The organism is Aeribacillus sp. FSL K6-8394 (genome assembly GCF_038008865.1).
Taxonomy (GTDB): Bacteria; Bacillota; Bacilli; order Bacillales; family Aeribacillaceae; genus Aeribacillus; species Aeribacillus composti.
On record NZ_JBBPAA010000002.1, the window covers coordinates 364,110 to 385,451 of the forward strand.

General features: G+C 36.6%; 23 protein-coding genes. 21 read left to right on the forward strand and 2 right to left on the reverse strand.

Going from position 1 to position 21,342, the window contains the following annotated elements:
- Positions 1 to 412: 412 nt before the first annotated feature.
- The 4 genes from NSR00_RS14305 to NSR00_RS14320 are packed head-to-tail and all read left to right on the forward strand — an operon-like array spanning position 413 to position 3,576.
- Positions 413 to 2,038, forward strand: a complete 1,626-nt coding sequence (locus tag NSR00_RS14305; RefSeq protein WP_340789509.1) for a hypothetical protein — start codon at positions 413 to 415, stop codon at positions 2,036 to 2,038.
- Entirely contained in the window at positions 2,035 to 2,739 is a 705-nt protein-coding gene (locus NSR00_RS14310; RefSeq protein ID WP_063387905.1) for an ABC transporter ATP-binding protein, read from the forward strand. Before NSR00_RS14305 ends, NSR00_RS14310 begins: the two co-directional genes overlap by 4 nt.
- A complete protein-coding gene (locus NSR00_RS14315) occupies positions 2,740 to 3,264 on the forward strand; it encodes a stage II sporulation protein M (protein ID WP_117017242.1) in 525 nt (174 codons plus the stop codon).
- Between the two features lie 15 nt (positions 3,265 to 3,279).
- A complete protein-coding gene (locus tag NSR00_RS14320) occupies positions 3,280 to 3,576 on the forward strand; it encodes a hypothetical protein (protein ID WP_063387903.1) in 297 nt (98 codons plus the stop codon).
- Positions 3,577 to 4,195: 619 nt separating this feature from the next.
- On the opposite strand, the gene NSR00_RS14325 is transcribed toward NSR00_RS14320, so the two are convergent.
- Positions 4,196 to 5,296, reverse strand: a complete 1,101-nt coding sequence (locus NSR00_RS14325) for a serine hydrolase domain-containing protein (protein WP_340789512.1) — start codon at positions 5,294 to 5,296, stop codon at positions 4,196 to 4,198.
- A gap of 789 nt (positions 5,297 to 6,085) precedes the next feature.
- Here NSR00_RS14325 and NSR00_RS14330 point away from each other — a divergent pair.
- The 16 genes from NSR00_RS14330 to NSR00_RS14405 all read left to right on the forward strand — a co-directional run bounded on the left by NSR00_RS14330 (position 6,086) and on the right by NSR00_RS14405 (position 18,312).
- Positions 6,086 to 6,880: a sugar phosphate isomerase/epimerase family protein gene (locus NSR00_RS14330; protein WP_340789513.1), complete on the forward strand. Its 795-nt coding sequence runs from the start codon at positions 6,086 to 6,088 to the stop codon at positions 6,878 to 6,880.
- Positions 6,877 to 7,692: a 5'/3'-nucleotidase SurE gene (gene surE / locus NSR00_RS14335; protein ID WP_340789515.1), complete on the forward strand. Its 816-nt coding sequence runs from the start codon at positions 6,877 to 6,879 to the stop codon at positions 7,690 to 7,692. Before NSR00_RS14330 ends, surE begins: the two co-directional genes overlap by 4 nt.
- A complete protein-coding gene (locus NSR00_RS14340; RefSeq protein ID WP_340789517.1) occupies positions 7,685 to 8,728 on the forward strand; it encodes an ABC transporter substrate-binding protein in 1,044 nt (347 codons plus the stop codon). The genes surE and NSR00_RS14340 overlap by 8 nt, the downstream gene beginning before the upstream one ends.
- Before the next feature lie 17 nt (positions 8,729 to 8,745).
- Complete coding sequence (locus NSR00_RS14345) at positions 8,746 to 10,497, forward strand: ABC transporter permease (protein ID WP_340789518.1); 1,752 nt, start codon at positions 8,746 to 8,748, stop codon at positions 10,495 to 10,497.
- Entirely contained in the window at positions 10,484 to 11,554 is a 1,071-nt protein-coding gene (locus tag NSR00_RS14350; RefSeq protein ID WP_340789519.1) for an ABC transporter ATP-binding protein, read from the forward strand. Before NSR00_RS14345 ends, NSR00_RS14350 begins: the two co-directional genes overlap by 14 nt.
- Positions 11,555 to 11,658: 104 nt before the next feature.
- Positions 11,659 to 11,967: a hypothetical protein gene (locus NSR00_RS14355; RefSeq protein WP_340789520.1), complete on the forward strand. Its 309-nt coding sequence runs from the start codon at positions 11,659 to 11,661 to the stop codon at positions 11,965 to 11,967.
- Entirely contained in the window at positions 11,933 to 12,319 is a 387-nt protein-coding gene (locus tag NSR00_RS14360; RefSeq protein ID WP_340789521.1) for a hypothetical protein, read from the forward strand. The genes NSR00_RS14355 and NSR00_RS14360 overlap by 35 nt, the downstream gene beginning before the upstream one ends.
- Positions 12,320 to 12,472: 153 nt before the next feature.
- A complete protein-coding gene (locus NSR00_RS14365) occupies positions 12,473 to 12,691 on the forward strand; it encodes a hypothetical protein (RefSeq protein WP_340789523.1) in 219 nt (72 codons plus the stop codon).
- Positions 12,692 to 12,704: 13 nt separating this feature from the next.
- A complete protein-coding gene (locus NSR00_RS14370; protein ID WP_340789525.1) occupies positions 12,705 to 12,926 on the forward strand; it encodes a hypothetical protein in 222 nt (73 codons plus the stop codon).
- Between the two features lie 881 nt (positions 12,927 to 13,807).
- Positions 13,808 to 14,035, forward strand: coding sequence for an uberolysin/carnocyclin family circular bacteriocin (locus NSR00_RS14375; protein ID WP_340789869.1), 228 nt, complete (start codon positions 13,808 to 13,810; stop codon positions 14,033 to 14,035).
- 70 nt (positions 14,036 to 14,105) lie between these two features.
- Positions 14,106 to 15,866 (forward strand): hypothetical protein, encoded by a 1,761-nt coding sequence (locus tag NSR00_RS14380; RefSeq protein WP_340789526.1) that lies wholly within the window; start codon positions 14,106 to 14,108, stop codon positions 15,864 to 15,866.
- The gene (locus tag NSR00_RS14385; RefSeq protein WP_340789527.1) at positions 15,832 to 16,362 is read left to right on the forward strand and encodes a stage II sporulation protein M; all 531 of its coding nucleotides are present in this window, start codon (positions 15,832 to 15,834) and stop codon (positions 16,360 to 16,362) included. The genes NSR00_RS14380 and NSR00_RS14385 overlap by 35 nt, the downstream gene beginning before the upstream one ends.
- 30 nt (positions 16,363 to 16,392) lie before the next feature.
- Complete coding sequence (locus tag NSR00_RS14390; protein WP_340789529.1) at positions 16,393 to 16,938, forward strand: hypothetical protein; 546 nt, start codon at positions 16,393 to 16,395, stop codon at positions 16,936 to 16,938.
- The gene (locus tag NSR00_RS14395; RefSeq protein WP_340789530.1) at positions 16,931 to 17,602 is read left to right on the forward strand and encodes an ABC transporter ATP-binding protein; all 672 of its coding nucleotides are present in this window, start codon (positions 16,931 to 16,933) and stop codon (positions 17,600 to 17,602) included. Before NSR00_RS14390 ends, NSR00_RS14395 begins: the two co-directional genes overlap by 8 nt.
- Complete coding sequence (locus NSR00_RS14400) at positions 17,599 to 17,760, forward strand: hypothetical protein (RefSeq protein WP_162877049.1); 162 nt, start codon at positions 17,599 to 17,601, stop codon at positions 17,758 to 17,760. Before NSR00_RS14395 ends, NSR00_RS14400 begins: the two co-directional genes overlap by 4 nt.
- A gap of 243 nt (positions 17,761 to 18,003) precedes the next feature.
- Positions 18,004 to 18,312, forward strand: a complete 309-nt coding sequence (locus NSR00_RS14405; RefSeq protein ID WP_063387892.1) for a hypothetical protein — start codon at positions 18,004 to 18,006, stop codon at positions 18,310 to 18,312.
- Between the two features lie 496 nt (positions 18,313 to 18,808).
- Here the strand turns inward: NSR00_RS14405 and NSR00_RS14410 are convergent, their stop codons facing one another.
- Positions 18,809 to 19,744 carry a DMT family transporter gene (locus tag NSR00_RS14410; protein ID WP_340789532.1) on the reverse strand — a complete coding sequence of 312 codons (936 nt, stop codon included), beginning with the start codon at positions 19,742 to 19,744 and terminating at the stop codon, positions 18,809 to 18,811.
- A gap of 125 nt (positions 19,745 to 19,869) precedes the next feature.
- On the opposite strand from NSR00_RS14410, the gene pdxR reads away from it, so the two are divergent.
- Complete coding sequence (gene pdxR / locus NSR00_RS14415; protein ID WP_340789534.1) at positions 19,870 to 21,324, forward strand: MocR-like pyridoxine biosynthesis transcription factor PdxR; 1,455 nt, start codon at positions 19,870 to 19,872, stop codon at positions 21,322 to 21,324.
- The last annotated feature ends 18 nt before the right edge of the window (positions 21,325 to 21,342 follow it).

Below are 21,342 nucleotides of genomic sequence, written 5' to 3' on the forward strand. Positions count from 1 at the left end.
AGAGAAGCTCTGTCAATCTATTCCCCCTCATCTTTCAGCGCTTGAAGCTACTTCAACGGCAAAAGGCAACCTGCTCAAGTTCACTTTTTGTAACTCTCTCATGTAATCGTCAAATCATCTCTGTAAAATGGACGCTTATTAAAAAAGCGCGGGCATTTCCCCTAAAATAAAATTTATCAGAATATGGAATTTTTTCTATTATTTATGATATATTCAATCTAGATAAAGAATGGGCTCGAAATGGCAAATTAAAAAAATCGAGTGATGGCGAAATAAGTTTTTGCCATCGCCCTAGATTTTAAATTCAGGGGGCAGTATGTTAAAGTCTAATCTATTTTATTCGAATTTCAAGTTAAATTTTAGACGCTATGTCAATAGATTTCTTTTTTTCTTTCCGTTTGGGGAAAATTTATTGAATCAAAAAATATTACTAGTTTTATTTGTTTTCATTTTTGGAGTATACAATTTTATCCTATATCATTTAGTAGAACTAATCATTCCTTATTTTTCTCAAGCAGCTGTTTTGTTAGTCAATTTGCTAGTATTATGGAATTTAATCAACAATCTTCGTTCTTCTCATGATATTTTTCAAAGGTTTGTTTATCCGGAAGATTTTCTCTTACTATACTCCGTGAAAACAGATCCAAAAGATATATTATTGGTAAAATTTTTTACGCAAATCATTTTCAAGTCACTGTTTTCGACTCTTTTCTTTTTATATCCAATCCTGTTCTACGTTTTAAATTTTGTAGAAGAATCAATAACTTCTAGGCTATTGTTATTTGTATCGTTTCCATTTTATGTTCTTTTTTTAATTGGGGTCATCAGTTTTTATTCTTCAGGATTATACATAATATATTCAAAGTTTTTGCATGTTGTTTTTCAGTCAGCTGTGAAAAGTGTACTTTCTTTCGTTTTTGTTATGCTTTTATCATTTCTGTCTACGATTGTATTTGGCTGGTTAGGCTTTAGCTACTTTTATGAGGAAAACTATATAGAATCAATCGTTCATTCTATTTCTAGATTCAATCTTGATGTGATTTTGACTGGTTATGTGCTGCCTACTAATTGGTTATTTAATACACTAATGGAAGTAGAATACTTTCTCTATTATCAATCGTTGTTGTTAATTATTGGAATCATTCTAATTTATATTTCGTTTCTTATTGTAAATAAATATTTAGACGTAAAAGATATGTCGCAGCTTTCCAATGAAAAAACAAATGTCAACATAATAAAAAACAGATCTTTTCATAACTTTATTGATAGAAAACTAAAAAAGCTTTTATCAAGGAAAGTTTTGGCGATTATGAAAAAGGATTTCATCGCTTTCACTCGAGCGAAATTTTTAATAAAAAAGAGGTTTTATTTATCTATCTATATGCTGGCTTCCGAAATCGGTTTATTGCTCGGATTAGGAATGATGCAAAATTGGTTTGAATTCCCGGCTTTTTTCGTAATATATCCGATCATCTTTGCAGTTTCATTAAATGTCTCGTTTTTAGGAGACGGATTATTAGGGATTACATCAGCTGATGCTGAAAGGGAGAACTTGTTTTTATATAAAGGGTCAGGCTCTTCTTTGAACCAGTTAATCGTAAGCAAGGCGATTTTACATGTTATTCCTATTTTGATCGTCATGAACGTTTTATTTATATGTGTTGTATCGTTTTTTCATCTGAAACTAAGTACTGTCATTATGATATTTGTCCTTGTAAATACTACCGCTATTATCATCAGCAGTGCTCAAATTATTGGAACGTTTTTGTATCCGCGTCTGGATTGGGAACATATTGAAGATATTGGCTCTTCCGTTAAAGCTTCTGTTTTTGAACACACGATTCTTGGAATTGTTTTAATATTAAATTTGGAAATATATGGGCTGTTGGGGGTTCTTTACTGGAAAAACTACATCAGCAGCATTCTTTTTAATGTGTTGGCAATCTTAGGTTCTTTCTTGCTATTCATAAGCTTTTTTATATTCTTTTACTTTTGGATTAAACGAGTCGGTATTTCTCATTGGGAGATGAGCAGATGATTATAAAAGATGTTTCGAAAAGGTATAAGGAGTATGATGTATTAAAATCAATTAATATTACATTAAAAAGAGGAGAAATATATGGATTATTAGGGCCAAACGGTGCTGGGAAGTCCACTTTGCTTAAATGTATAATCGGATTGGTCACTCCAGACTCTGGAAAAATATTTATTGACGGTAAGACAATTGATGATGATCGATCTGAATTTTTACAATATATAGGTTATGTGCCGGACACACCTTTTATTTATAATTATCTTACTCCAAAGGAATATTTAGATTTTATAGCTGACCTGCAGCAAGTACCCGATTCGCAAAAAACTGACCGTATTCAAATGTTGTTAAAAAATTTTTCACTAAAAGATAAGGAAAATGAAATGATTTCAACTCTTTCCTTTGGTATGAAGCATAAGCTGTCTGTTGCCGGTGCTATCATTCATGAACCGGATGTGCTTTTACTAGATGAGCCGCTAAGCTCATTTGATCCTCCGACAACAATGTTTATGAAAAAGTTTTTAAGGGAATACGCAGATAGTGGAAAAATTATTTTCATGTCTACTCATTTAGTGCATGTTGCTCAAAATCTATGCGATCGTGTAGGAGTTTTAATCAATGGGGAAATATTAAAGGAATACACGAACATGAAAAACATAATAAATTTCGAAAATATGATTATTAACGATATGGAAGAGATTGGTTAAATGAAAAACGTTCTACTGCGAAATAAGCGGGTTTTATCAGTAGCGTTTATAATATACGTGATTGGAATTATCATGGGTACTTTTTTTAGCAATATCTTACCTGTAGAAAGACAGGAACCAAATGTTGGGCGTACTATATTTGATTATTTTATACATAACGTACTTGCGGATGTTTTCATAAGCTTTACTATATTTACGTTTGGAATTTTTACTGCTGCTTTATTACTAGTCAATGGTTTTTTAGTTGGTGTATCTATCATGCACAGTCTTCAACATGGGAACGATCTAATTTATATTGTAACAGCCCTAGTTCCACATGGTATATTTGAGATTCCTGCTATGATTATTGCGGGTTCTATTGGGTTTAAACTGATTGATGCGGTCATTGCCAAAATTAGGGGAGAATCAAATTCCGTTTTTTTAAAGGACATCTTTACATTCTTTTTTCTAATGATCATTTTGACATTTATCGCTGCAGTTGTAGAGGCTAAGATCACTCCATATTTAATGGCCCAACTTTCATGAGGAGGTGTAAAGCATATGCTATGGGAAAAACTAAACTTAGAAAAATTACTGAATGATTCGAATAATGGGTCAGATGATGAAGAAAATGAAAAAAGCACATGGTTTATACCCGTTTTTTACGTTTCCATATTATTAGCTTTATGTATAGCATTTATTGAGATAAAACTCATTTTAATCACTCTGTTTGCTCCTGCCATTATCGTCATAATGTGGAAGCCGCCGTTTAAAAATAAAAAAAGGCTCTTTCGAATTATATCATTCATATATCTTTTATTTCTAACTATTGTTACGATATGGTGGTTCCAAGGTTAAATTTCTAACGAAAGTTGTAAAGACTGTATCTTATGACGCTCACAAATTTTCATTCATCTAATATATTGAAGTCTAATTCGCGATTTTGATAGAAATATACATTTCTGACAGATTTCGCCGCAGCCATAATGTAAAAGACAATAAAGGCTGTTCGAAGCACAAACAGGGGCTGTCCAGCAAGTCAAAATCCACTGAAATCGAAGCATCATAAGCGTTGATATATCAACGTTTCTAAAACATTAAAGGGGCGTCTATAAGCCGGAAAATCGACTTATTAGAAAGCCCCTTAAAAATTTGTTTCAGTTTGCTGGATAGGCAAAAAGATTGGCCCGGAAAATCTCCGATATTCAATGATTGATATTGATAAATGTAGTGCATAAAAGGATTCTTAAAGAAAGCGCTATCGAATATATTTCTAACAAGCTCTTAAGCTATGGCTTCCGCCGCTGAAGTGTATGTTAGAAAGAAAATACTTTAGATGATCATCCATCCGCACTTTGTGACATGATACGGAGTAAGCGGGGGAGTCATCTGTATAGTCTCCATTCCCTAGATCAAGTCGTAATCTGACCGAACCGTTTCAACGTACTATAGACTGCTGACTCGAATTCGAGGAAGCCTAAGTATGAACCCACATCTTGGAACGGAAATATTTGCGTAGCCCAATATCCGCCAATCCCGACCACATCAATTGGCCTGCTGGACGACCTGTAGGGGTAGGTTCATCGTTTACCTGGAATGTATAAGACCACGACTTTTGTACGCCGGGGTAGAACTCGCCGTCATTAGCCAGCGTTGGATCGGACGAAATCCATCCGCCGCTCTTCAATTCCCCAAGTCCGTTTTGAGACATTTGCGCGACTGTTTCTGGTTTGAGTACACCCGCACCGTCATTCAGAATCATTCGGATAAACTTCGTGTATTCGCCAATGCTCGCATACAAACCATGTCCTCCCATATCCATTTCTGGAGATTGCGGGAGAATAAGCTCAGGTTTTGGTGTGAGTTGACCATCCTGACTGCGGCTGTGGATGGTTGCGCGGCGTTCCATCATCGAAGGTGATAACGTGAAACCGATGTCGAACATGCCGAGTGGGGCAAAAATACGCTCTGCCATCACTTCGCCCAGTCGTTTACCGGATACGGCTTCAACAACTTTACCAACCCAGTCGATGTTGACGCCATAGTTCCAGCGTTCACCTGGCTCGAATAGAAGCACGCTCTTTACAGAGTCAAATGTACTAGTGAGAATGGAAGGTACTCCCTTTGCTTCACGGTATTTTCGATCTTCATGACTGAAGAACTCGTAGCCGAAGCCGGCAGTGTGAAGCATCAACATGTTGATCGTAACGTCGGTTTTTGCTTCCCTTAGTTTTGGCTGCCCGTTTTTGTCAAACCCTTCGAGAACTGGAATCTCGGCAATCTCAGGTACATACTTCTTGACCGGATCGTCGAGACTGACTTTTCCTTCCTCGACCAATTTCATCAATGCCGTACCGGTGATGGCCTTCGTGGTCGAAAAAAGAGCGAACACTGTATCGGTGGTCATCGGTGTTTTCTTTCCAAGATCGCGTACACCGGCTGCCCCCTCATAGATGTTTCCGTCCCGGTCAGTTACCATTGCAACTACACCAGGGGCTCCTCCAGCCCTGCCTACAGCGGTATCCAACACCTTGTCAAGAGTTTCCTTGAAAGCATCCTTTACTGCTTGTCTTGTCATATCTTCACCCCATTTAAGCGCTTACAATTTTAATTATTTAAATAATTTTCTGTATTTTCAAAACAAACTATATCACGCTCAAACAGAGCCTGTCAAATTTTGTGTTGAGCGTTTTTTCATTGTCTTTTTTAAAGCTGTATCAGCAGCGAATTCAGCATTGAAGGCTAAGTTCAAGTACTACAACCGAAGAGGCAGAGAATTTTTAGATTCCACTGTCGGCAAGGATTTTCGCATTGAACGAAATGTCCTTTAGCGTCCTCCAAAGGGGGCATATAAAATATTTTGCGATTATTTCCGGGATCAATCTCATTTGGAAAAACAAACTGAATTTTTTCATCTGTGTGGGAAACTGCTAGTAAACTCGGAAAATATCACGTCCGCAATGATTTTTATAATATGACAACACATGTGATATCTAAACAAAAAAGAGTGTATTTAGCAAAGAATATGAATAAATCGTAAAAAATTTACAAACAATTTACATTCTAAGTTGGGAATGATGCATAATTACGATTTGAAGCCGCTTTTTCATTTCTTATTTTTATTTTTTCATTTACAGAATGTTTACAAAAGTTCAAACCGCCTTTAAGTGTTCCTTAACAAATCTTTTCTAAACTTAAGATAGATGAAAAGGAAGTGGATATACATATTCCAATTGCTTGTCAGAATCAATTGTTGATTCAGGAGGAAGTGATTTTCATGGGCTTAACTCACGAAATCTTTCTCTAATCGGCAATGTAAAAATGAATCTCTCCATTTCATTAAAAAATAAGAAAGGAAATCAGTTCGATGAATATACGCTTTGCTTCTACACTTGCATGGGCATTTCCGGTTGAGGAAGTGATTAGGCTGGCAAAAGAGTTAAAATTTGTCGGTGTTGAGGTTTGGGCAGAGCATGTGTGGAAATATGAAAGCATGCCTAAACGAATCCGGCAGGTCAAAGAAGAAACAAATATGCAGCTGACGATGCACGCAGCAAGCTGGGATTTAAACTTAAGCTCTCTAAATAATGGCATTCGCAAGCAGTCCGTTCATGAAATTATTCGATCTATTGAGCTGGCTTCACAAATTGGAGCTGATAATATTACATTTCATCTAGGAAAGCTGACTCTTGCGGATTCAGACGTTTCTATCCATGAAGAGCTTTTGTTCGAATCAATGGAAGAACTTGATCGAAAAGCTAGACAAGAAGGACTCACGTTATCGTTAGAAATGATGGAATGGAAGGCGAAAGAGTTTATTATTAAACCAGCCGCCGTAAAAAAAGTGATTGTACCTTTTTTCCCGCAAATTCAAACGACATTTGATGTCGCCCACATTCCATTACACGCAGACATTTTTTCTATCTGGAATGAAATGCCGGAGGTAAACAAAATTCATATTAGTGATGCAACAAAAGAAATTCTTCATTTACCGTTAGGTGACGGTGATATCGGAGAAGAAATATTAAACAAATTTTTAACTATCGAGAATATTCCAGTAATTATTGAAGGGTTTGATGCTTCAAAAGATTTGATGGTGTTAAAGAAAAATGTACTGTATATAAAACGGAACGGAAATCGCTTGAAGGAGGTCGTCCGTTGAGAATTTTAGTTACAAACGATGACGGAATTTTTGCGCCAGGAGTCGAAGCACTTGTAGAAGTTCTTCAGCATTTTGGTGAAGTTTATGTCGTTTGTCCTGACCAAGAGCGAAGCGCAGTCGGCCATTCCATTACCTTGCGAACACCATTAAAAGTAAAACCTGTGGAAATATTCTCTGGAACGAAAGGGGCATGGGCCGTAAACGGTACTCCGGCCGATTGTGTCAAACTTGGGATGGAAGTGCTGCTAAAGACTCCGCCAGATATATTGTTTTCAGGTATTAATCTTGGTCCGAATCTAGGAAGGGATTTATATTATTCTGGTACATTGGCAGGTGCGGTTGAGGCATCTCTTTACAATGTTCCAGCCGTATCAGTATCGTTGAACGAATTTGATGAAACAAAGGTAAATTATTTAAAAATCAAACAGCTTTTGTATAAAGCGGTTGAAATTATTTTGCAAAACCGAATTCCTAAAGGAGTTTTTTTAAACGTTAATTTACCGAATATTCCGGTTTATCTTTGTAAAGGTGTTGAGGTAGTTCCTTTAGATTTAACAGTTTCCCGTTATCGGTACGTAGGGCTTAACGATCCGCACGGTCAAGTATATTTTTGGTTAAAGGATGAATTAAACCAATTAGTAAACCTTAACGAAAACAGTGATTATTTAAAGCTAAAGGAAGGTTATATCACTGTTTCACCTGTGGAGTTTCCCGTTCATCACAAACGGAAAATGGAACAGATTGAACGCTGGTTTCGAAAATGCTCTTTAAATTTCTTAAAAGAGGGTAAGGAGGAACATTCCAATGCGTAAATGGTTGTCCGCTTTCATTATATTCACATTACTTTTTGTCTTAGCTGCCTGTGGGAGCAGCAATAATGCCTCATCAAGCAATGATGTAGAAACACAGTCAGAACAAACGAAGGAAGTCTCAGGGGAACTTAATTTCTATACTTCACAGCCTGATGAAGATGCTCAAAGATTAGTGACAGCTTTTAATGAAAAATATCCTGAAGTAAAAGTCAATACTTTCCGGTCGGGAACGGAAGAAGTAATTGCCAAATTACAAGCTGAAAAAGAAGCTGGAAACATTCAAGCAGATGTTTTGCTTGTTGCAGACGCTGTAACGTTTGAAAGCTTAAAAAATGACGATCTTTTACTCTCTTACAAATCAAAAGAAGCAGAACAAATTCCGGATCAGTTTATTGACAGCGACGGCATGTACACAGGCACAAAAGTGATGGCAACTGTTCTTGCAGTGAACACGAATAGTGTGAAAAACATACCCGATAGCTGGAATGTATTGACGGAAAGCGATGCAAAAGGAAAAGCGATTATGCCAAGCCCGTTTTATTCAGGAGCAGCTGCATACAATCTTGGAGTGTTTACAAGACAAAACGATTTAGGATGGGATTTCTTCAAGCGCTTAAAAGAAAATGGAATGGCTGTTACGAAAGGGAATGGCGGTGTATTAAAATCGGTTGCTTCAGGGGAAAAGCAATACGGAATCGTTGTTGATTATCTCGCTGCACGTGCCAAAAAAGAAGGTTCTCCTGTCGAATTTATCTATCCGAAAGAAGGCGTTCCTGTCATCACTGAACCGATCGGTATTATGAAGGATACAAAAAATGAAGAAGCAGCTAAAGCTTTCGTAGATTTTGTTTTATCAGAAGAAGGACAAAAATTAGCAGCTGAACTTGGATATACACCGATTCGCCAAGACGTTAATGCTCCAGAGGGATTAAAAACGATTGATGAGTTGAACGTGCTGAACGCAGACATATCTGAGCTATATCAATCTCGTGAAGAAGATAAAGCAAAATTTGGTGAAATATTTGGTCAACAATAATTAAAGGAGAGAGGACGATGTTTCCTGGCAAAGAGCAAACAAAAGGGATGACGAGGAGCACGTCCTCGTTTTCTCGTTTCTTCCCATTGAAAAACTTCTGGATGGTTTTTGGATTTTTGCTAACCATTTTATTTTTTGTAGTTCCCGTTTTTCGCCTTATCTTATTAAGTTTAACAGAAGAGGGCGCCGTCTCTCTTTCGAATTACTCAGAGGTGCTGAAAGAAGAACAAACATGGATCACTGTGAAAAATACGCTTTATATCGTCATCGGTTCTACTTTTGTTTCTCTCATTTTAGGGATTGCGATGGCATGGGTTATCGCCTATTTAAACATCAGAGGAAAAAAATGGATGCAGTTGTTTATCTTTCTTCCGTTTATTATTCCTTCGTACATTACAACACTTGCATGGGTTCAATTTTTTAGCGGCAATGGACCAATTGCAGCTCTTCTTCATATACTTCCAGGAGATTGGAAACTGCCGAATTTGTATAGTATCGGTGGAATCATTTTTATTTTAGGTTTGTCTCATTATCCGCTTGTATATTTACTAACGGTGGAAGTGTTTAGAAAAATTCCTCTGGAGCTTGAGCAAGCAGCACAAACATGCGGTGCTAAAAGAGGGACTATTATTCGTAAGGTCATCCTTCCGCTTGCATTGCCGGGGATCTGCAGCGGCGGAATGCTTGCTTTTTTATCAAATCTTGATAACTTTGGGATCCCCGCCTTTTTAGGTATCCCGGCAAACATCCGTGTGCTAAGTACGTATATTTACGAAGAAGTCGTCGGATTTGGACCGGCTGCCTTTGCAAGAGCGGCTGTTCTATCGATTTTGTTGGGAGCAATTGCTTTAATCGGACTGTCTATTCAATGGCTTCTTTTAAGGCGAAGCCGTGTAATTGAAACGGTCAAACGGGATAAAGAACCTCGCATTCATTTATCGTTGATGTGGAAGCGTTTGATCGAAATAGCCATTTGGGCATTTTTGTTGTTCACGAGTTTCGTTCCGTTCGTTTCAATGGGAACGACATCATTAATAAAAGCTTACGGGCTCCCTTTTCAATTAGAAAATTTATCACTGGAAAACTATCGATACATTCTATTCTCTGATCCAAAAACGATGTCAGCGATCAGCAACAGCATGAAGCTTGCGATGTTAACGACAATTGTCTCATTGATTGTCGGAACGGCCATTGCGTATCTTCGCTATAAATCACCAAATAGATGGACAAAGTTAGTGGAGCTGTTTGTAACGATACCTTACGCACTGCCGGGGACTGTCTTTGCTCTCAGTATGATCTTTTCATGGATGCAGCCGTTGCCAGGATGGAACCCGGGTATTTACGGCTCCATTTGGATTTTAATTATTGCCTACATTACAAGATTTATCGTTTTACAGGTTAGGGGAAGCTACACGGCGCTGACACAAGTAGAGCCTTCCATTGAAGAAGCTGCTCGTACGTCAGGGGCTAAACCTTTGGTCAAATGGCGGCGAATTCTCATGCCGCTTCTTCTTCCGGGTGTCATTGGCGGAGCCTTGTTGGTCTTTTTAACCTCTTTGACCGAACTGACAGTTTCCAGTCTTCTCTGGTCTACAGGAGCTGAAACGGTGGGAGTTGTTATTTTTAACTACGAACAGGCTGGATATACCACTTATTCCACAGCATTTTCAAGTTTAATTGTTTTAGGAATTTTGTTCGGCAGTTTTTTGTTTATCAGCCTTGAAAAAGTTTGGAGACGAAAGGTGTTGAAACAAAATGATTCGGCTTGATGAGATTTCAAAATCATATGGGGATGTCACAGCTTTGCATTCCATTGATTTAACAATCAAGGATGGAGAATTTATCGCCATTTTGGGTCCTTCTGGTTGTGGAAAGACTACATTATTAAAATTACTGGCCGGTTTTATGAAACCGACAAGCGGAACTATTACGATAAATGATACTGTTGTTGCTTCAGCGGAAATTGTCCTTCCACCGGAAAAAAGGAACATAGGGATGGTCTTTCAATCATTTGCCTTATGGCCGCATATGACTGTATATGAGCATGTTCAATTTCCTTTAATACATCACTCGTTTGCTCCAAAGGCTGATAAGGAGCAGCGGGAGGAGAGAGTGAAAAATGTTTTACGAATGGTTGGATTAGAGTCGCTGGCCCAACGATATCCTCATGAACTTTCCGGCGGACAAAAACAGCGGGTGTCTTTAGCCCGTGCAATTGCGCCAGAACCAGGTCTTTTATTAATGGATGAGCCTCTCAGTGCTTTAGACGCTGAACTTCGAATGGAAATGAGAAAGGAGATTCAACACATTCACCGTCATACAAATGCTTCCATTGTATATGTTACTCATGATCAAAGCGAAGCATTTGCGATGGCAGATCGAATTGTCGTAATGAATCGTGGGAAAATTGAACAAATTGACCGGCCGGAAATGATTTTTACAAGGCCGGAGACAGAATTTGTTGCAACTTTTGTAGGTAAATGCAATTTAATTCAAGGTAAATGGGAGGCAGGAATGTTTATTCCGAAGCTATTTCCTAATGAAAAATGGCCGGATATAGGAGTATCTATTAATTTGAAAAAAAAGGGCCTATATCCTGTCCGTCCGGATCAATGGGCACTCTCAAAAGCAAAAGAAGGTTCTTCGCATGGGGTGGTAAAATTTGTTCAATATCAAGGAAAAGAAATGTATTACATCGTACAAGTAGGTGAAGAAGAATGGACGGTACATGAATTGATTCAACATTCTTCCCGCTTTCAAGTTGGAGATCCGGTCAATCTCGTTCTTCAAAATACTGTAATAAAAAAAGAAGCAGTTCTTGTATAACATAAAAGATTCAAAGGTTCTGTGTAAATTTGATTTCTCTTGATGGTGATTGAGTTTGATCTAATCTGCTTGAAAGTACCCTCTCAAATGAGATGGGTGCTTTTTTGTCATTTCTTATAGATTTAAAATTTACTATATTTAGAATAGATTTAAAAATATGGAATAGGGTAAAAAACATAAAGTCAAAAAAAGTAGTAGTGTTTTCAGAATGCGGATTACTTCTACTTGTCAGTCTATCTGCTTTTTATTTTTTATACAGTGAAGAAAATGTCAGGCAAAAAGATCAAGAGTCAACTAATGAAGCCAGTAATGGGAAGAGTAATGAATCGAATCTTTCTTTAACGTATACAGAACAACAAGAAGAAACAGCTGAAAACAATGAAGATGAATTATCTCTCTTTATTTCCCGTTGATGTATTTAACCAACTAACGAATCGTGTTCAGTATCAAAATATCGATTGGGAAAAATTTCAGGAGCTAGGAAATGATTTGATCGATGAAATAAATAACATCTTATCCAAAGATGTTCCTTCAGAGATGGAAATAGATTTGGAACGAATCATGCAATTAATCCAAAAAGGCAGCCAAAATCATGATTCTAATACCGCCATTTATATTCATCGAATTTTGCATGATCTCGATATTGAATACAATGATTACGAACAAACGAAGTTCGGATTTTCCAATTATGACGGTGGAGGGGCGGAACAACCAACAGTTGATCAGTATATTAAAGAACATAAAGAATTGGCAGATATGAAATAATACTTGAGTGCGTTTTTTAAAAAATTTTTATGTCAAGAAGCATTCTTCTAGCAAGGAAACAATAGCTCACAAGGTTCAGATATACATTTTGCTGTGAGAAAATTAAGTAAATTGTAAAATTATACAGGGCAGATCGTTAAAAAAGGAGATACATTGTTTCCTAAAAATCTTTCAGAAACAGAAATTAAGAATATTATTATGAAATCTCTAGAAAAAGGAACTTATAAAGGAACAGCAAGAAATGGGGATAAATCTTATGTTTATTCTATTAACAAGTACGGAATAAACCAAGTTAAAGTAATTGTGAATAAAGATGGTGTCATAAAAACAGATTATCCTTTATCTGGTAATAAAAGTAAAGTAAATTTGTGAGGTGGATTAGTAGTTGAAACTAATATTCGAAGTTGAAGAATATGAGGATACAAAAGATGAGCCCTTTGAACTATTCTTTTATTTTTGCAAAAGATTATATATGTATATTGTTGAAAATGGTAAAAAACGTGAATTATTAAATTCAACATTTCATGATGGTCTTTTATTGGATATTGGAGATTGGGGCTGTCCAGAAAGTCAAAATCCATTGAAAACAAAACATCATAAGCATTGATATATCAACGTTTCTAAAACATTAAAGGGGCGTCTATAAGCCGGGAAATCGACTTATTAGACAGCCCCTATGGAGAAATAGTTCAAGGTACCGTTGAAACTCATGAGAATGAGTTAGAATATACATTTAAAAAATCCCAAAATCGCTTGTTCATTGATTGTTTTAGTTATTATGATTCAAGCAAACAAAGAGTACTGGATTGCCATTTTATGGACTTTATGAAAGCCTTTGTAAAAGAATACCAAGAATATATAGATAACATTAAAGAAAGATGAAAATGCTTATGAAGATAAAAATTTTGTTATGATGGTTGATCAAATCAAGAAGTTGAAGAATATCTCTTAAATTGTGGAAAAATTGTTTTTGTATAAGTTGTTAAGACGAAATTTGAATGAATTTACTTTAGAGTCTGTCTATTAAAGAATCGGCTCTACTTTTGTCTTAATAAAGTTATATAGAGGCATTTTTTGACCTATAATGAAAAGGCATATAATAAAAAAGATTCTTGTCCTTCATTATTTCCTATCAGATATAATGCTCCCTCGTAAGCGGAATGATACTCTTCCATGACTACAAAATCATCTGCGATAGTAATAAGATCCCTACCAAGCCAAGCAGGATAGAAGTTCATACTTGCCTGATCTGTTGGGTTAGGGTGTTGTAAAAAATTTAAAAACTTGAGTGAAAGTTTTGTGAATAAAATTTACAAAGATGTATTGATAGTGGTCTGAATATATCTTAAACTTAGGTGGTAATAAAAAGTATTTTAGTAAGTAATTTACTGTTAATGGCTAAAAGAAATAAAACAAGCTGTCTTTTCTTTTAGTGCGTTAGCAGTCGGCTTTTTAACGTTTGCACTGTTCTCACTCTCTCTTCAGCTTCTGCCAGTTGCAGATCTTGCTAAAGAATTTGGTATTCCAGGAAGTGTAGCAGCGGTTGTATTAAACGTTGTTGAAGCTGGTGGAGCCGTCACAACAATCGTTTCTATTCTAACAGCAGTTGGTTCAGGCGGTCTTTCATTGATCGCTGCAGCAGGTAAAGAAACAATTCGTCAATATCTAAAGAAGGAAATCAAGAAAAAAGGAAGAAAAGCCGTTATCGCTTGGTAGTCAAACTATTTTTCGATGAAGAAGGAGGATTTCCTCCTTCTTTCATACTTGGAAATGCAGGTGTGAAAGAATGTTAGTGAAGCTATTATCACTTATGCTATCGGTTAGAATGCAGCAGCAATATTCTGCTGTCATCGAGTTCATGAAAAAAGTGCCCTTTTTAAGCAAACTTAGCTCAAAACAGTATATGTTATTTTCCTTTATTCTCGATATTTTGTTTGCCTTCATTATCGTATCCGTTTTGTACAGCTGGCTTTACTTCCCGCAATATCGCCAGCAATGGGAAAGTGGTTTCATTGTCTTCTTTCTTCTTTATTCAATTTTTAAGGGCGCCGAAACTTATCGAAGAACTCATATTCCACTGTTTATGGATCTTATTCAGGTTGCTCCAGCATCATTAAAATCAATACATATTACATTTATTGCTTTAGAGCTGGGATGGAGCATTTTTACAAATTCCAGCCTATTTTTTGTTTATATTTTATTTCAATCACGAATTGCGGAATCATTAGATCCTTTATTCTGGATGAAGCAGTTGAATATTTTGCTGTTGGGCGCTCTGTTGTTTATTACGAGCAATAAACTTGCTGGTGCCTATATTCATAACATTGTAGTAAAAAAAATAGGGTGGGTTCGTTTCGTATTTTTCGCTGCTGTCTCAACTGCTTTTTTTATGCTGGGGCGCATTCTTGTGTCAGGTCTTCTAATCCCTATTTTCAAAACATTTAAGGATAATTTTCCATCCTTTTTGGCTGCAGCTGAAGATACAGCTTGGGTCAATCTATCTCAGCAGCTGATCAATCTATATGGGAATAAAATAAACTCCTTTCAAAAGAGTTTATTTTCAGATGGCTCTTTATATCTGCAGATTGAACATTTTATTGGGACTCCGTGGATGTTAGGATCTCTGATTTTACTTCTAGTTGGCGTACTTTCCTTGCCTGTTAAAATGATACCAACTGAAGATCATGGAGAGATTAAGAGATTTCGTGACTTTTTTCACTTCTATCTACTGCTGCTGCATTGGGTACGTTCTATTATATTGCCGAAGAATGTGCTGATTTATAAAGATCTACAAATCATACGTGAAAAAAGATGGCTGCTCTCAAAAGAATTTTTTAATTATATGCTCTTATCTTACGAAGCTTTTTTTTATATAGGTTTCTTTACTGCATGCATGTCAGCAGCAGGGAACACGGCTCTCCAAATACAGCTATTATTTACATTAAACCTGATGGTTTTGGCTAACCAAGCAATGGAAATGAGAATGTTGACCCTTTCTTTCTTTTCTTTCAGCATCGAAAAAAGAAACATATGGATGTATCAACTATCATTTTCTTCGTTAACTGAATTCTTTTGGGCAAAATTGAAATTGTTTTATTGCCTATATCTAATTCCATCTTTCTTTTTGACGATAGGGAATATAATGATTCTTATGTATTTCCAAATAGCTGATCTCAGGATGATCATTCCTTTTATTGGAATAACTATCTCTTTTTTCGTTTTTCCATTTATTCAATTATACTTGTTTCCATTTATCACCAAGTTCCATTTTATTCATGAATACGAGATTGGAACAACAGAAGAAGAGGAAAGCATAGTAAATAACGGCCAAGCTTTTATGAGGCGCTTTCTCGTCATGCCTTTTATTTATTACTTGCTCGCACTACCATTTATTGGTGTATTGAGGGAAGCGGCAGGTGTTGTCAACTACATATCCGTTCTATATTTCATCATAGTTTCAGCCATTTGCCTAATTGTTTGTAAGAACACAATGAAGAAAGGAATTGACCATGTTGAAAAAGATAAAATCCTTTCTATTACTGAATAAGCTGATCGTTTGGTTGGGCCTCGTTTATTTCATTGTTTTTGGATTTGCTGTAATATATGGTTTTTTCACCCATAATGAGCGCATTCCAAATTTACAACCAAGTAACAATTTTTCTTTCGTAGATATTTTCTCTAATAATATGTTAGTTAGCTTATCAATGCTTGGAATTGGTTCGCTGACTGGGGGAATGATGTCTGCAATCATTTTGTTTTACAACGGTTATCTCATAGGAAAATTGCTGCAATATCTCGACTTACATGACCAATGGTTGTCATTTTGGACCGGCCTTGTTCCTCACGCAGTGCTTGAAATACCGGGACTATTAATTTTTTCAATCATAAGTACTTATCCCTTTATCTTGATTTATGGATTTTTAAAAGGATTGCAAGTAGACATCAAGCATACAGTCAAACTCCTATTGCGATTAGCTGCTTTAGGTATTGTACTCCTTCTTCTTGCATCCCTAGTGGAGGACTATGTTAGCTTTGTCCATTAGCACAATGATGGAAAGGGGAGATTCTGTTACATGAATTTATTATTACAGCCCAAGCAATATTTCTTAAAACAAAAGCCAGCCAAATCAATAGTAGGCCTGGTTATCCTGCTTTTATTTGTATCTACTGTTTTTTTGAGCCTATTCATCTTAGATATACTATCGGATGAAGTATACGATCTTGACAAACAACTGGCAACTTTTGTTTTTATTTTTCTATTAACAGTGCCTTTATATTTTATTTTAAACTTTCTGATAACCACCCTTACATCTATTATTTTATTTTTTTTCAATAAGCACTTTGTCTTTAGAAAAATGTATATTGTTATTCTCGTTTATAATGCTTTTATCCTGTTAGTGAATAGTGCAGCTCTATTTTTAGTGATCACGCTAAATGCCGACAATTATTTTGTTATAATACAATTGATTTCTTTTCTTATCAGCACCTACTTTTTACGCCTGCTTTATTACGGAATAGTTTCTTACGCTGAAGGAAGCAGAATAGGGGCTGTGGCGATTGTCACGCTTTATTGGATTATAAACTGTTTGTTGATTATTGGAGGATTTCTATATGGTTAAGCTTCAAGTTTCACAACTGGCTTTTCAGTATGAACAAACTGCAGAAAAAGGAGCATTACTGGAAAATGTTTCTTTTCAATTACAGTCAGGAGACCGAGCATGTATCATCGGAAAAAATGGCAGCGGCAAATCAACTTTGCTAAGGCTAATAGCGGGATTAATCCAACCGGATTCAGGCAACATTTTATTAAATGAACAGTATAAGCCTGGAACAGATCGTTTTAAAGAAGCAATGGCCTATATTCCTGATAAACCACTTGTTTATGATGCATTAACTGGATTTGAAAATAAGGAGCTTATTCTTTCACTTTGGAGGATCAAAAAAGAAAAAAGAGCTGCATATGAAGAAAAATTCCAAGAGCTTTGTGAACAGTTTGATCTGACACATGCTTTGCAAAAGCCAGTCAAACATTACTCTCTAGGCATGAAATATAAACTATTCCTTATTAGTATGTTAGCAAGATCACCTGAGTTGATTATTTTGGATGAACCTTTTACTTCATTAGACGAGAACTCACAAAAGCAGTCAATCATGATGCTGAAAGAAGCGTTCAAGGAACAATGCATTTTATTTACAAGTCACCAGCGATATATTTATGCCGAATTAGGCAGCCGATTTTTTCTGCTTGAAAACAGACAGCTAAAGGAGATGAACCTCATATGAAAACTTATTCTCTCATTATGATCGCCATCAGTTTAGTCATGATTTTGGCAGTATTCGTGCTGAAAATAACAGCATTGCTTGTCGGAAAAATTCTTCTAGCTGTTGCTGCTGCTTTTTTGGTCTCCTCACTGATTCGTTTAATAAGTCTCAAAAAATAAAACCTGCCGACAGACAGCATTTCGGAAATTCGGACAGAAACAGGTGAAGTTTTTTGAAGGCACTGCGGATTGCCTCCCGGATTCAACAGTGAAATCTTACAGAACTAAAGCAGATGGCAGAATCGAGGAAAAGAAATTGTTCGTTAAATAATCAAACAGAGGGGAAGAGAGAAAAACATTTTTGTTTTAAAATATTAAAACCAAGTATATAATGAAGAAAAGATGTTAAAGGGGCGTGAATACATGAAAAAAATCGTTGCCCTGACAATTTTTATTTTTATAAGTATTACCTGTTTATACATTTCCAGTGATCGTTCCAGTCATACTATAAATGCTGTACACGAAATTAGCACCATCGATCATTTGGCAGAAAATTTTGCTCCGATTGATGGACCAGATATAGGAAAAGACTCTTGGTTTGATATTGCCAGTTACATTTTTATAGCGTTAAGCACCACTTATTTCTGCTATTGCTTTGTGCAATCTGTCAAAAGACGGTTTTTGCTAAATCCCGTCTTTTACGAATCGAATTATGTGGTCTCACCTGCTTGAATGAATCATAAACAAATCATTCAAAGGAGGATGAGTACCATGATATGGTTACGTATGTTATTAACAGCATTTTTTTCAATTACAGCTCTCTCTTTATGGTCTTATCAAGGATTGGAAATTTTCAACGCGTTTACTGACTTTTTTAGAAAAAATTAATGGATTGAAGAGGGTTAAATAGAACTCTCCTTTCCTATCAGCTTGCGGAGAAAGAAGTATTTTTTCTCTGCAAGCTTTTTTATTGTTGAAAATAGCCCACTTTGCACATAGATAAGTCGTCGTTCTTTCATTTGCCGCAACGTGGCCGATCTGAAAAAAATCAAGTAATGGGTAAATTTAAAACATATTAAGAGAGCTGTGCAAAAGAATCCGGCCAGCTTGTCCTCTGAATGAGAGAGGCAAGCTGGCCTCTTTTTTTTAAATTGCTATGGATGAAATGGCACACTGAAAATTTTTGTCGCAGGGATTTAACGGCTTTTTTTAAAATATTCCAGAGTTTTCAATCAAAATTTTTTGAAGCGGTCCTGTGAAATAGCGCTCCCTTTTTCCAATACTCATAAAAAGTTGATCGATTAGTTAAAAATACACCAAATAAGATCAAGAAGGCGCCGATCAGCGTAATGGGTTTCATGATTTCATTTAATATTATGTAGCCGGCGATTAGCGCGACAAGAGGCGAAATGTAAAGCCAAGTTGACGGAAAAACCGGATTTGTTTTTGAAACAAGCCAATAATACAGCCCGTGGCCGACGATGGAGCCGATGATGATTAAATAGAGCAGTGATAACACCGTTTCATAGCTTGCCAGCAGCAGCCATTTGCCTTGTTCGCCCGTTAAAAAGGATACAGCCAATAAGAAAATGCCGCCGTAAAACATTTGTACGGCATTTGAAAGAAACGGCGAGATATCCGGATGTTTGCTTGTAAACATTTTTGCCCGAACTGTCCCAAGTCCATAAAACCATTCGCTTAATATGATCATAAAGCAAGCCAAAACCCACATGCCGGAGACAGACAAAGAGAACCCCGGTGAAGAGATCAAAAAGACGCCTATTAAAGCAACCGCCATCCCTGCTAATTGTTCTTTTTTGATCGGTTGTTTATTCTCTCTTGCCTGATGGAGCAGCACCATCATCGGGCCTGTTGCAGATAATACAGCAGCTAGTCCGGACGGGATGAATTGCTCAGCCCAATATAATGAAGCGAAAGTGATAAAAGTTAAGCAAAAACCGTTAAACACGAGTGAAGAGGAAAATAAAACAGTTTTCAATCGATAGTTCCGCATTTTAAAGACGGCCATCATGATCGCCCCGGCGGCCAAAAAACGTATTCCCGCCGAAAAAAACGGTGGTGCCCCTGCTTCAATTCCGATTTTGATAGCTAAAAAAGTTGTTCCAAAAATTAAGCATATTAAACAGTAATTCAAAATCACCACGACGAATAACTCCTTTTTGTTAAGTTTTTTGATATTATAACGACAACGATATATAACAGTACAATGCACTGTATAACAGTTATGCACTTTGATCTTTTGTCTTCTATGGAATGGGAGGGGAGACAATGCAATTATCGATTAATAAAAAATTAGGCACTCCATATTATGAACAAATCAGCAGGCAAATCGAAGAACGGATTCAATCGGGCATGCTTCTTTACGGTGAAAGGCTTCCTTCTTTAAGATCATTAGCAAATGAGCTTGATGTAAGCTTTCTGACGGTGCAAAAAGCCTACAAACTTCTGGAATCGAAAGGATATATACAGATTCAGCAAGGAAAAGGTGTTTTTATTGCAGCGGGAAAGAAAAATTCTTATGAAAAGCATTCTGAATCTTTCGACTGGCAGCATCAGATGAAGATGAATGGAACAAGATCACAATATCTCGCCTATCGTGAAAAAGAGATTTATGACTTTTCCCAAGCAGTCGTTTATCCAAGACTGCTTCCATCTCACTTCCTTGTTCAAGAAATGAAAAAAATTTTGGAGCAGCATCCCCTTGTGTTGTCGACATATGGTCCTATTGAAGGAGATGAAGAATTAAGGTATGAAATTGCCAATTACTTATTTAACTTCCATCACTTATCTGTTAAACACGACAAAATGATCATTACAAGCGGTGCACAGCAAGGAATTGACTTAGTGGCGCAAACTTTGTTAAGTCCAGGGGATGTTGTGATGGTTGAAAGCCCTTGTTATGGTGCGGCCATTGATGTGTTTGTCAATAAAGGATTTCAAGTCGTATCGATTGGAGTAGATGAAGAGGGATTGAAAGTAGATGAATTGGAGGATAAATTGCAGGTGCATCAACCAAAACTATTATATGTAAACCCAACCTTTCAAAATCCTACTGGAACATGCATGCCGGAAAAGAGCCGCAAGCAATTGGTAGAACTAGCAGAAATGTACCATTTTTTAATTTTAGAAGACGATTCATTCAGCGAAGTTTCATTTGACAATATTACGGTGCCAAAGCCAATAAAATTCTTTGATAAAAACGGTCACGTCATTTATCTTAAAGGATTTAGCAAAACAACTGCGCCAGGCATTCGCATTGCGGCTGTCATTGTGGATGGGGTTTTATTCGATTGGCTGTACGGCACGAAAGCGACGATGGATATCGGAAGCCCGCTCTTACCGCAAAAAGCGCTGCTTCCCATGTTGCGGACGGAGCGGATGAAAAATCATATGGAAAAACTAAAAATTGCGCTTGAATTAAGAAGAAATACGGTTCTTGACGCATTCAAAAATTTAGAGGAAGTAATGATTTATAAACCAAAAGGCGGATTGAATGCCTGGATTAAACTTCCATCCATGATTCAGCCAATAAAATTGCAAGAAGCAGCTCGGAAAAATAAGATTTCTTATTTGCCCGGAAGCGCCTGTTTTCTTCATGAACCGAAACAACATTATATTCGCATCAGCTATTCTTATTTGAGCGAGCATGATTTGCAAGTCGGTATCGAAAAGCTGGTGGACATTTTGCAAAATATGATGGCAAATTATAAAAAAGAGATGTGACACATTTGACGCATTTGA